The 11,577-nt window shown below is 50.0% G+C and carries 10 protein-coding genes; 4 read left to right on the forward strand and 6 right to left on the reverse strand.

Annotated features, from left to right (window positions below; genetic code table 11):
• Positions 1 to 29 precede the first annotated feature (29 nt).
• A complete protein-coding gene (locus J7E85_RS14080) occupies positions 30 to 1,793 on the reverse strand; it encodes a glycerol-3-phosphate dehydrogenase/oxidase (RefSeq protein ID WP_215158716.1) in 1,764 nt (587 codons plus the stop codon).
• A gap of 327 nt (positions 1,794 to 2,120) precedes the next feature.
• A complete protein-coding gene (locus J7E85_RS14085) occupies positions 2,121 to 2,978 on the reverse strand; it encodes an AraC family transcriptional regulator (protein ID WP_076325666.1) in 858 nt (285 codons plus the stop codon).
• 126 nt (positions 2,979 to 3,104) lie between these two features.
• Between J7E85_RS14085 and J7E85_RS14090 the strand changes: the two genes are divergently transcribed.
• The 3 genes from J7E85_RS14090 to J7E85_RS14100 are packed head-to-tail and all read left to right on the forward strand — an operon-like array spanning position 3,105 to position 5,963.
• Positions 3,105 to 4,163 (forward strand): Gfo/Idh/MocA family protein, encoded by a 1,059-nt coding sequence (locus tag J7E85_RS14090; RefSeq protein WP_215158717.1) that lies wholly within the window; start codon positions 3,105 to 3,107, stop codon positions 4,161 to 4,163.
• Positions 4,160 to 5,017, forward strand: a complete 858-nt coding sequence (locus J7E85_RS14095) for a sugar phosphate isomerase/epimerase family protein (RefSeq protein WP_215158719.1) — start codon at positions 4,160 to 4,162, stop codon at positions 5,015 to 5,017. Before J7E85_RS14090 ends, J7E85_RS14095 begins: the two co-directional genes overlap by 4 nt.
• A gap of 49 nt (positions 5,018 to 5,066) precedes the next feature.
• The gene (locus tag J7E85_RS14100; protein WP_215158721.1) at positions 5,067 to 5,963 is read left to right on the forward strand and encodes a sugar phosphate isomerase/epimerase family protein; all 897 of its coding nucleotides are present in this window, start codon (positions 5,067 to 5,069) and stop codon (positions 5,961 to 5,963) included.
• Between the two features lie 156 nt (positions 5,964 to 6,119).
• On the opposite strand, the gene J7E85_RS14105 is transcribed toward J7E85_RS14100, so the two are convergent.
• A complete protein-coding gene (locus J7E85_RS14105; protein WP_215158722.1) occupies positions 6,120 to 7,151 on the reverse strand; it encodes a Gfo/Idh/MocA family protein in 1,032 nt (343 codons plus the stop codon).
• 23 nt (positions 7,152 to 7,174) lie between these two features.
• Entirely contained in the window at positions 7,175 to 8,062 is an 888-nt protein-coding gene (locus tag J7E85_RS14110; RefSeq protein ID WP_215158724.1) for a sugar phosphate isomerase/epimerase family protein, read from the reverse strand.
• Positions 8,063 to 8,371: 309 nt separating this feature from the next.
• On the opposite strand from J7E85_RS14110, the gene J7E85_RS14115 reads away from it, so the two are divergent.
• Positions 8,372 to 9,187 carry a helix-turn-helix transcriptional regulator gene (locus J7E85_RS14115; RefSeq protein ID WP_251035708.1) on the forward strand — a complete coding sequence of 272 codons (816 nt, stop codon included), beginning with the start codon at positions 8,372 to 8,374 and terminating at the stop codon, positions 9,185 to 9,187.
• Here the strand turns inward: J7E85_RS14115 and J7E85_RS14120 are convergent.
• Positions 9,173 to 10,378, reverse strand: a complete 1,206-nt coding sequence (locus tag J7E85_RS14120; RefSeq protein ID WP_215158728.1) for an aminotransferase class I/II-fold pyridoxal phosphate-dependent enzyme — start codon at positions 10,376 to 10,378, stop codon at positions 9,173 to 9,175. The two genes, J7E85_RS14115 and J7E85_RS14120, sit on opposite strands and share 15 nt — an antisense overlap.
• 6 nt (positions 10,379 to 10,384) lie before the next feature.
• Positions 10,385 to 11,302, reverse strand: coding sequence for a D-alanine--D-alanine ligase (locus J7E85_RS14125; protein WP_215158729.1), 918 nt, complete (start codon positions 11,300 to 11,302; stop codon positions 10,385 to 10,387).
• Positions 11,303 to 11,577: the final 275 nt, after the last annotated feature.

Genomic DNA, 11,577 nt, shown 5'->3' on the forward strand with positions numbered 1-11,577 from the left:
TGACAAGATGATCCTGATAAATAAAATCCCTACCGATTCATCACCGACATGGCGGTGGATTGCTCGGCTTCCTCGTCGGAGCGCGATCCTGTGGCGTCTTCCCGATCCGGCGAATCCGTAAACCGTTCCATCCTGATGCCTTCCGCCATACCCCATGCCAACTGCAATTGATCCTGCAGCAGTTCCCACTGCCTGTTGACTTCCTCCTGATTCCATTCTAAATATTCTCGCATAAGCCTCATCACGGGAGCAATGGTTCGCTCGGTTTTTTGCCGGTCAAATAATATCCAGCCTGTTCTTCTTAACAGAAAATCCACTGCGGTCATCGTCATCTCATAGTCGATGGAATACTCGATTTCCGCACGTAACAATCGAGACTCGATCGTTTCTGCTTCCTGCGAAGAGGTGCCGATCCGGTTCATCAGTTCCATCGTATTGGAGCCGTACCTGTTCATGAGGTTCACTATATCTTTAGGACTGATGCCGAGGGATTCACCCTGCTTGATTAACTTCTTCCGAACCTCTTCATAGGTGAGGCCGTTCAGATCGCCTCCGCTGATGGGAAGCCGATCCGTCGTACAAGGAGGATAAATGGTGCCATCAGCGTCTTGTAGCTGTCTGGCTGCAAGGTTCACCACCTTTTCGGCCATTTTCCGGAATCCGGTCAGCTTTCCGCCTGCAATGGTGATCAACCCGGAATCGGATATGAACATCTCATCTTTTCTCGATATTTCCGAAGGACCTTTTCCTTCCTCGCGGACGAGTGGCCTTAACCCCGACCATCCGGATTCGATATCGTCCGGCTTCAGCCTTGCTTCCGGGAAAGCATGATTCACCGCATCGATAAGATACAGCAGATCCTCCTCGGTAATACCGGGCGTCTCAATCGCCCCCTCATAAACGGTATCAGTCGTTCCGATGTAGGTCTTACCCTCTCTTGGAATGACAAAAATCATTCTGCCACCCGGCACATCGAAATAAGCAGCCTGCCGTATCGGAAGCTTGGCATGATCCACCACCAGGTGAACGCCTTTTGTTAAGAGCAGCCGCTTTCCCTTGAGCGAGTTATCCTTGAGTCTGATCTGATCCACCCATGGCCCGGCGGCATTGATGATTTTTTTGGCGCATATCGTATAGGTCTTACCACTCACTTGGTCTTCTACGTGAGCCCCTACTACTTTTCCTCCCCGATACATGAATTCCTGGACTTTGGCGTAATTCGCGATGAGCGCTCCCTTGGCTCGAGCGGACTTCATCACTTCAACCGTTAATCGCGCATCATCGGTTCGGTATTCATAATAATAACCGGAACCTTTCAATCCCTCCTTTCGAAAGAGGGGTTCAAGGGTTAGAGTACTCTCGCGCCGGAACATCTTCCGCCGTTCACTGCGTTTGACCCCCGCCAACCAGTCGTACAGATACAACCCGATCGCGCTGGCAAGATAACCATAAGTACCTTTTTTATAAATAGGGAGCAGCATGGGAATGGGCTCCACCAGATGCGGAGCGCTCCGGTGAAGCAGTGCCCGTTCAGAACCTACCTCGCGTACCAAGCCGATCTCTCCTTGCTTCAAATACCGAAGACCGCCATGAATCAGCTTCGTTGATCTGCAACTCGTTCCCGAAGCAAAATCATTCATTTCCACCAATCCGACGCTCATCCCTCTACAGCTGGCGTCCCAAGCAATTCCCGCACCCGTGATACCGCCGCCAATCACCAGCACATCCAGCTTTTTAGCCGACATGTCCTGCAAATATTGGGTCCGCATCTTGGCGGATAAGCTTGTGTCCACCTGACATTCTCCTCTCTGAATTTAAAATGAAGAACCTATTCCATAATAAGAAAAACGTCTATCGACGTACTTTATCAGAAGACAGACCCCATTTAGCGGAAGTTTTTCTTGCGAGATAAGGATGCTAAGCCTCGGATGTTTATACTTTCTTATCTCTTCAAAAAAAGAACCGCTTCTGCTAAGAATGCATACCGAATACAGTACGCATTTAAGCAAAAGGGTTCTCCGTTATCTCCGCCACTTTATGCAATAATATGATTATTCATTATAGGTTGCTTTTATACTTATGTCTACACGGAGCCTATTCAGAACCGTTAAAGTTGATTCTCACTTTTTTCGTAAAGCCGATGGAGCCATGCTTTTATATTTCTTGAAGGTTCGGCTGAAATAATAAATATCATTAAATCCGGTTGCAGCCGCGATTTCAGATACCGTAAGCGGACTTTCACGAAGGAGATAATCCGCCCGGTTGAGCCTCGTCTCATTCACATACTCCGTCACGGTCCGGCCGCTGATCTCCTTGAACAACCGGCTGAAATGAAAGCGGCTGAGACCGGCCATGCTTGATAGGAGCTCCACTGACAAATCCTCTCGGTAATGCTCCTCGATATACTTGAATATCGGGGCAAAGCGCTCCACATTCTTCATCCGCTCGACGTATTCATCCAGTGTAAGGACCGTCGCTACATAACCTCGTACAAGCAGCGTAAGCAGCCGATACAGCTCTGATTTGACCGCCAGCTCATAACCGAATTCCCGCTGTTCCAGCTCATGAATGATGGACAGCATGGAGGCTAGCGCATCATCCCCGCTAATTCGATTCTCGAAGATTAGCCGGTTCTGGGTGATGGGCGTGATGAATTTCATCTCGGTTGCATCCAGCGAATGGCTCTGAAGCAGCGAAAAGTCCGCGATTAACGCATAATAAAACAAATGATCCGATAGGCTAAGGCCGTAATGCAGCTCATTCCGGTTAATGACGATCATATCGCCTTCCTTGACCGTGAAGGTGGACGAACCGCACTCCAGACTCGCTTCCCCGGATATAATATATAGAATTTCAAGATGTTCATGCCAATGATGGTTAAACAAAACCTGTCCCCGGCCATCAAACTCGCAACGATGAACCTTAATCGGAAACTGAGGATCCGGCATGGTCATCGGTTCTTGAAGTGTTTTGTCCAATGTTCTGATCTCCTTCCAGTAAGACAGCACAATTGTACAAACAAACAGCACGGTTTATCATGGTGTCTTCCTCTAAAAGCATTATAATACGAAAGTGTAATGCAGTAAATTCAGAGGAGTGAACTCATGAAATCTATTAATATTGGCGTTATTGGCACGGGATCGATCTCTGCTATGCATTTGCAATCCTATCAGAAACATGCGAACGCGAATTTGCTCGCCGTGTGCGATTTAAATGAAGAAAGAGCACAGCGTGCGGCTGAAAAATACGGTGCTACCAAAGTCTACACCGATTATAACGAACTTCTGGCTGATCCGGCAATCGATGCAGTAAGCATCTGTACCTGGAACAATACGCATGCCGAAATCAGTATTGCGGCACTGAATGCGGGCAAACACGTTCTGGTTGAGAAACCTCTCTGCCGTACCGTAGAGGAAGCGCTTCAAGTACAGGAGGCCGTTAAATCCTCCGGCAAGCTGCTTCAGGTCGGCTTCGTAAGACGTTATGACCCTAACGCTCAGATGCTCCGCGAGTTTGCAGACAAGGGTGAATTCGGGGACATCTACTTCGCGAAAGCTTCCTCGGTTCGTCGTCTCGGCAATCCAGGGGGCTGGTTCTCTGACATTGAGCGTTCCGGCGGCGGGCCTCTCATCGATATCGGCGTGCATGTCATTGATCTGTGCTGGTACATGATGGGTCGCCCTAAACCAGTTTCTGTCAGCGCCAATACATACCGGAAGCTGGGCAATCGCTCTAACGTTCGCAACCTCTCCTTCTACAAAGCGGCTGATTATGATGCTGAGAAGAACACAGTGGAGGATATGGCGAATGCGTTGATCCGTTTTGAAAACGGCGCCTCTATACTGGTGGACGTCAGCTTCACGCTGCACGCGAAGGAAAATCTGCAATCCGTTAAATTGTATGGAGACAAGGGCGGCTTTGAGATTGATCCTGAAGTGGTCATCGTCACGGAGAAACACGATACCATTATCAACATTCAGCCTCAGACAGACAGCAAAGGATTCGATTTCGACGCGGCTTTCCAAAGCGAAGTCGATCATTTCATTTCCAGCATCGAGAACGGCACGTCACCTCTCAGCCCGGTAGAAGACGGCGTTGAGATCATGAAGATTCTGTGCGGCATCTATGAATCCGCCGAAAAAGGGGTTGAAGTTCTTCTATGAAACTTGGAATAAGCTCGTACAGCCTGTATCAGGCCATGAACAAAGGCGAAATGACCATTACCGATGTCATCGACTACGTTGCAGAAATCGGCGGAGAGCATATCGAGATCGTTCCACTCGGCTTTAATCTGAAAGAAACGCCGGATTTAATCGATACGATTAAATCCCATGCCGCTTCCAAAGGGCTTGAAATCTCCAACTATGCCATCGGCGCCAATTTTGCGGAATTGGATGACGCTGCATATGAAGCGGAGATTGAACGAGTCAAAGGTGAAGTGGACATTGCGGCCGCGCTTGGCGTTAAGCTGATGCGCCATGACGTTGGCTCTTCCAAGGACTTGTCCATCACGCATTTCCTGGAGGAGCTTCCCCGTCTGGCCAATGCATGCCGGATCATAGCCGATTACGCGGCTGAACGTGGCATTACGACAAGCGTGGAGAACCATGGCTACTTCATTCAACATAGCGACCGTGTAAAAGCGCTGGTTCAGACTGTTAATCACCCTAACTTCAAAACAACCCTGGATATCGGAAACTTCCTCTGTGCAGATGAGGTATCCACTGTGGCTGTCGCGAACAACATCGGCTTGGCCTCGATGGTTCACTTCAAGGACTTCTATTATCGCCCGGCTCACCGCGCACCTGGATCCGGTTGGTTTAACACCTCCAGCGGCAACTGGCTGCGTGGCGCGATTGTCGGCCAAGGCGATATCGATATGCCGGAAGTCGTTCGCATCGTGAAGGAATCCGGTTATGACGGCTACATCTCGATTGAATTCGAGGGGCTGGAAGATTGCCGCACGGGAGCTAAGTTTGGATTGGAATATGTCCGTAAAGCCTGGAATGAAGTTTAAGTCAGACGGACGATGGATGACACAAGGATGATACAAGGGGGATATTAGGATGTCGAAGCCTATCATGCCTAACAAAATTGGCGTTATTGTTGACAGCTTTCGGGTAGGAGTAAGAGAAGGCCTTCTTAAAGCCCGGGATGTCGGTGCAGATGGCGTTCAGATCTATGCCGTTCACGGCGAAATGGATCCGGCCAACCTCTCTGCTTCGGCGCGTAAAGAATTGAAGGATTACATCGATTCACTGGGACTTGAAATCTCCGCTCTCGTTGGTGACCTTGGCGGACACGGCTTCCAGGACCCTGCCGAAAATGCGGCTAAAATCGAGAAATCCAAACGAATCATGGAGCTCGGCCTGGAGCTCGGAACCAATATCATCACCACGCATATCGGCATCGTGCCGCAAGATCATAACGGCCGCGTATACGATACGATGCACAAAGCTTGCCTGGAGCTTAGCACATTCGCGAAATCCATGAACGCCTTCTTTGCCATCGAGACAGGTCCGGAGCCTTCGGCTCATTTGAAATCATTCCTGGACGGTCTGGGTTCCAACGGTGTGTCCGTTAACTTTGATCCAGCCAATATGGTCATGGTCACTGGAGACGATCCGGTACAGGGTGTGTACAATCTGAAGGACTATATCGTTCATACACACGCGAAGGACGGAATCAAGCTGGCTGACTATATCGACCCTCGTGATGTATACGGTGATTTCGGATACGAAGCACCTGCGCTTGACCATGACAAAATTGCCGATATGGCCGAATCCGGCGAGAAGTTCCGTGAGGTACCGCTTGGAGAAGGCGGCGTTAACTGGAATGCTTACTTGCAAGCTCTCAAGGATATTGGCTATACGGGGTATCTGACAATCGAACGTGAAGTGAAAGCCAATCCGGAAGCGGATATCAAACTCGCCGTGGACTTCTTGAAAACATTCAGAGCTTAACATTTACACGATCATTGAGAGTTCTTGCTGCAGGATGTCAGGCTCTATTGCTTTGATCGTCTGCAATGAGCTCATTAACCAAATAACTAACCAAGGCCAATCAGGTTATTCCCTGATTGGCCTTGGTTATATTGTTCTACCCTATAGTAAGTGAAATTAAGATACTACCTGTTTCCCCGATACCGTCTCCAAAGCGCCGTTCGCTCTCGCGGAACGAATCTCGGCTTCAATAATTTCTAGCGATCCGGCAGCGCTTTCTGGTGTACATACCGTTACCGGCTTTCCTTGCGCAACATGCTCAATGAAATACCGGAGTTCACGGTAATAGCCGGAATCCTCGGACAGATCAGCCGTAAAGCCTGGAGCGTCTTCAGGGTACACCGTCAGTTCATTATTCTCAAACACCAGCGTAGCCTCTTCCAGATTCACCCGATATCCCATATAGAAACCGTGTTCGCCGTGCAATGTCCAATCCGCATGTGCGTTAATCACTTTGCCATCCGGGAAACTGTAGTGGGTCGATACGATATCGTACGAGCTTCCTTTAATTATCGTTTTGGCAAATGTCGATACACGCTCCGGTTTGCCCATAAGATAGTGGATCATATCCACGTCATGCACATGCATGTCCGTGATACAGCCACCACTCTTGTCTCCTTCCAAGAACCAGCCTTGAGGCGGCTCCGATCCCCGGAAGAATTCGCCTGCAACGATGCTTCCATAACGGCCGTCCTCCACACATTCTTTCAAATATTCATAGGCTGGCCAGAAACGCAGGCATTGTCCGATCATGAGTGTTTTTCCTGTGCGCTCCGCTGTTTTCACCATGCGCCAGGCTTCCTCCGAGCTGCCTGCGACAGGTTTCTCGCACATGACGTGAATGCCCTTCTCCAGCAACATGCAGGACATGTCCGCGTGCAAATAGGTCGGCAAGCATACATCCACTATATCCAGCTCTTCATTCTCGAGCATTTTGTCCACATGGTCATAAAGATGATAGGGCTCCAGGTCGTATACATCCCGCTCGGTGGCCATATTGCCGTTGGCTTTGCTGTCCTTAAGCTCATCAATACGCAGATCGCAAATCGCCACCAGTTGGATGTCCGCACCCTCTTCGGCTAGTCGAAGATAATTGTCGAAATGCATGCGGCCCATGAAACCAAATCCCAATATTCCGATTTTCAGCATTCTCTTTCCCTCCGTATCCCTTATTATGATTGGCCTTGATGCTGGCGTGCATCCGGCTTGCGCAAAGATGGCGTACGTCCAAGAATCGCATCCATTGCATTGGATGTATTAAATATGATCTGCTCCGAATAGTGGGTATACGCCGGGATCATCTCTGCCGTGACATAGTTGTCATAGCCAATCAAGCGCAGCGCTTCAACAACGGCCGGATAATTAACGTCCCCTGCCAACAGGTCAACAAAACCGTGCAATCCGCCTGCCTGTCTGCGGTAATCTTTGAAATGGACTTTTTTGATCCGCTCACCCAAAATCCGAATCCAGTGCTCCGGATAACCGTTATGCACAACATTGCCTACGTCGAAATAGGAGCCGACATATTCGGAACCGATCTCATCAATGAAGGTCCGCAATTCCAGCGGCGACAGCAGGAATTTATTCCATACATTCTCGAGCGCGATGGCAACACCGGCGCTTTCCGCGAAAGGAACCAGCTTACGAATGGATTCTTGAGCCCGCTCGTAGGCATATTCGTAGTCAATGACTGCTGAACCGGGAACGAAATCGACCCCGACTGCCCCTGGGATCACAAGTATGGCATCCACTCCGAAAGCGGACGCGAGTTCCAGCTGCTTCTTGCAAATATCCATGGCCTTCTCACGGACAGCCGGGTCATCACTTGTCATCGGGTATTCCCAATACAAACCTGTCGCCAAACCCGCGATTTCCAGGTCCGCTTCTTTCAGTTGTGCCGCTATGGCCTGTACTTCCTTGTCGCCAGCCTGAAGTCCGAGCTCCCCTGTTTGGTTTAATGACAATTCGATTCCTTCAAACCCAGCTTCTTTTGCCAATCGGATGCAGTCGGAGATGGAAGCATCTCCCGGGAACGACCAGATATTAATCCCTTTCTTCATCGTGAATCCCTCCTAAAATCAATAGGTTGATGTTGTAACACTCGTTTTCTGAAACACATCATTTGACTTTTTCCGTCAAGTTGTAAATAAACCATTCGGATGTAATAATAACTATATAATAAATAAATATTCCGCCAAATGATTTAGATAGAAAAGTGATTATTTGGACAATTCCGTTCTATTTATCATCTCTTAATAACATTTTGGAGTGAGCATACAATGGCCGATATGGATCTCAATTTTCCGATAAAACGCGAAGCGCCTTTTAGGGAATGGTCACCCTGCATTCACTATGCGCAGTTTCAACGCATGGCGACAGGATCACTCCCGCAGCGCAGATTATACGATTTTGAGCTGCTCTATGTATACCAAGGGGATGCTGCTACCACGATGTACGGGAACCGTTATCACATCGAAGCGGGTCAGCTAATCTTTCTGCCGTCCGGTATTTACCACCAGAATGAGGTGGTTTCCCATCCTGACGCGCGGTTTCTGGGGATTCATTTTGATTTCTTTGATGAGCTGGACATACAGACCGAAGCGGATATGATCGTGAATAAAGCCGTGCTGGATACGGATAAATTCGCGCATGAAGCGGTGTCCTCCGCTTTTCCCCCACTGTCTTCCCGCGTCATCTACACGCCCCCATTGCCTTGCGTTCAGATGATGGAACGAATCGTGGAGGAATTCACCCTGCGTCCAGCCGGCTATGAGCTTGCCTGCAAAGGGCTGATGCTGGATGTGCTGGTTCAATTGCTTCGGACGCATCCTTCCCAGGCCTTGACGGAAACGTCACCGCACGATGCCAAACTGATTGAACTGATGTCTCAAATCGAAAAAACTCCAGCCAAAGACTGGAGCAACAAAGTGATTGCGGAGCATTTGATGTTAAGCCTGGATCATACCGCCAAATTGTTCAAACGCTTTGCGGGGATGCCGCCAAGTGAATTCGTGCAATCCGTTCGTCACCGGGAAGCACGTCGGCTTCTCCGGGAATCCGACATCTCGATTGAGGCGGTTGGCGAAGGGGTCGGATACCCGGATATTCATTATTTTAGCCGAATCTTCCGCAGACTGGAGGGAATTACCGCTACCGATTACCGTAAACTCTCAAGAATTCTGTAAGGTGGGCAGACCACGATCAGCACTTGAATGCGTTCGAAGCCAGCGATCCATTCGATCGAGCGCTTCGCTCAATTGTTCAGACGAAGTGGCATACGAGCAGCGAATAAAGCCTTCGCCCCCGGCGCCGAACACATTACCGGGTACAACGGCGACTTTTGCCTCCCGAAGCAATCGTTCCGCAAACTGCTGCGAGCCCAGGCCGGTGCCGCTTATGCTGGGGAATGCGTAGAAAGCACCCTGAGGATCGCGGCAGCTTAGGCCGATATCGGTCAAACCTTGCACAAACATCCTTCTGCGTTCATTATAAGCCTGCTTCATCACGTCTCGATCCCCGAGTCCATTCCTTAAACATTCGAGAGCCGCAATCTGCCCCATGATGGGTGCACAGAGCGCAGTATACTGATGAATCTTGACCATAGCGCCCACCAAGTGGGAATCGCCGCAGAGGTAACCGACCCGCCAGCCCGTCATGGCAAAGGCTTTGGAAAATCCACCGATGACGATGGTGCGCTCCCGCATCCGCGGCAGCGAAGCAATGCTGGTATGCGTGCGGCCATAGGTAAGCTCGGCATACATCTCGTCTGAAATCACCACCAAATTGTGCGTAACCGCAAGGTGCGCAATCGGCATCCAATCCTCATAGGTCATCACGGCGCCTGTCGGATTGCTTGGAAAGTTAACAACGATCGCTTTCGTCCGGGGGGTAATCGCCTTCTGCAGCGCATCCGAGGTCAATTTGAAGTCATGCTCTGCGGAAAGCTCCAGTTCAACGACAGTTCCTCCGTTCAATTGCACAAGAGGAGCATAAGCGACATATCCCGGCACGGGAATAATAATTTCATCCCCCGGGGAGATGAGCGCCCGCAGCGTAAGATCAATCGCTTCGCTGCCGCCAACCGTAACCAGTATCTCTCTCGTCGGTTCATATTGCAGTTGGAATCCGGTATCCAGATATTCCGCAATCCCTTCCCTTAGCTCCATTAGCCCTTCATTCGGCGTATACATCGTGCGGCCATGCTCCAGAGCTCGTTTGCAGGCCTCAATCGCACACGATGGCGTCACAAAATCCGGTTCCCCCACGCCGAGAGAAATGACATCATCGTCCGCTTCCGCCGCATTAAAAAATTGCCGGATGCCGGAAGGCGGCATGACTTGCACCGTTGACGTTAGAAAGCTGCTCGTTGTATTCATATCCCTCTACTCCTTGCCTTCGCTTTTTCGTTCCGATAATGAAGTTTCAATGATGGCATCCAGAAGTCCGCTGAACGAATACCCCGCCGCTTCCGCGCTTCTTGGCAGCAGACTATTCTTCGTTAAACCCGGAAGCGTGTTGACCTCCAAAATATAAGGAGTCTCTTCCTTCAGGATGATATCGATTCGGGCATACACACTGCACTTCAGCGCCTTACAGCATTGAAGCGCAGCTGCGCGCACCCACTGCTGAAGTTCGGCAGGAAGCTCAATCACTTGCTCATCCGCTTCGCCTTCTTCGTATTTGGATGTATAATCGAAAAACTCGGAGTTCGGCTTGATGGACACAATCGGGAGCATCTCACCGTTCAAGACTGGGCAGGTAATCTCTTCTCCCTTGATCATTTGCTCGATCATCACCGAGCGGTCCCACCGCAATGCCTCTTCGACGGCAGAAGCAAGAGCTGCCGTCTCACGCACGATCCGAGTGCCCACGCTGGACCCTCCTGCATTCGGCTTCACCACGACAGGAAATCCGAGTCCCTCCACGTCAGCGGCGGCCAACTCCTCCATACTGCTGACCATGATCCAATCGGCTGTAGTCAATCCCTCGTACCGCAGCAGCTTCTTGCTCAGGTCTTTATCCATGCAGACGCTGCTGGAGAGAACGCCGCTGCCTGTATACGGAATGCCCAGGGAGTCGAGTGTGCCTTGCACCGTCCCGTCTTCCCCGTATTGCCCATGCAGGGCGAGCAAAGCAATATCGATGCCTTCGGTTTTGCTGATCAGCTCGCGTTTATCGTTAATCTCGATCGGATGAACCTCGTAGCGGCTTTTATCCAGATGAGCGATCATCTCTTTGCCAGTCATTAGCGAAACTTCCCGCTCGGATGATACGCCTCCCATGATGACGCCAACCTTCATGATGTAGACCTCCTAAAATCTATAATTCTATAAGCTGATTGCCTATTCATCACTCCGCATGCGGATTATTCTTCCGATCTCTGTTGCCCTCAGATTTCCACTGATTGAATATTCTTTTGTTGAAATCCGACGGCAAAGGAGAACGCTGCGCTTCTACAGAATCATTCCGCCTTCTCTGTTGAAGTCAGAGATCTTTTCCACAAACCAGCTTTCCTTGTATGCTAATCACCACTCCGCATGCGGATTATTCTTCTGATCTCTGTTGCCCTCAGATT

The organism is Paenibacillus sp. ISL-20, from assembly GCF_018613005.1.
GTDB lineage: Bacteria > Bacillota > Bacilli > Paenibacillales > Paenibacillaceae > Paenibacillus_AQ.

What these genes read in the sequence shown, in the direction of transcription:
- J7E85_RS14090 (WP_215158717.1), top strand. Translation starts at nt 3,105, where the DNA reads ATGAAATCTATTAATATTGGCGTTATTGGCACGGGATCGATCTCTGCT.
- J7E85_RS14095 (WP_215158719.1), top strand. Translation starts at nt 4,160, where the DNA reads ATGAAACTTGGAATAAGCTCGTACAGCCTGTATCAGGCCATGAACAAA.
- J7E85_RS14100 (WP_215158721.1), top strand. Translation starts at nt 5,067, where the DNA reads ATGTCGAAGCCTATCATGCCTAACAAAATTGGCGTTATTGTTGACAGC.
- J7E85_RS14105 (WP_215158722.1), bottom strand. Translation starts at nt 7,151, where the DNA reads ATGCTGAAAATCGGAATATTGGGATTTGGTTTCATGGGCCGCATGCAT.
- J7E85_RS14110 (WP_215158724.1), bottom strand. Translation starts at nt 8,062, where the DNA reads ATGAAGAAAGGGATTAATATCTGGTCGTTCCCGGGAGATGCTTCCATC.
- J7E85_RS14115 (WP_251035708.1), top strand. Translation starts at nt 8,372, where the DNA reads ATGGCGACAGGATCACTCCCGCAGCGCAGATTATACGATTTTGAGCTG.
- J7E85_RS14120 (WP_215158728.1), bottom strand. Translation starts at nt 10,378, where the DNA reads ATGAATACAACGAGCAGCTTTCTAACGTCAACGGTGCAAGTCATGCCG.
- J7E85_RS14125 (WP_215158729.1), bottom strand. Translation starts at nt 11,302, where the DNA reads ATGAAGGTTGGCGTCATCATGGGAGGCGTATCATCCGAGCGGGAAGTT.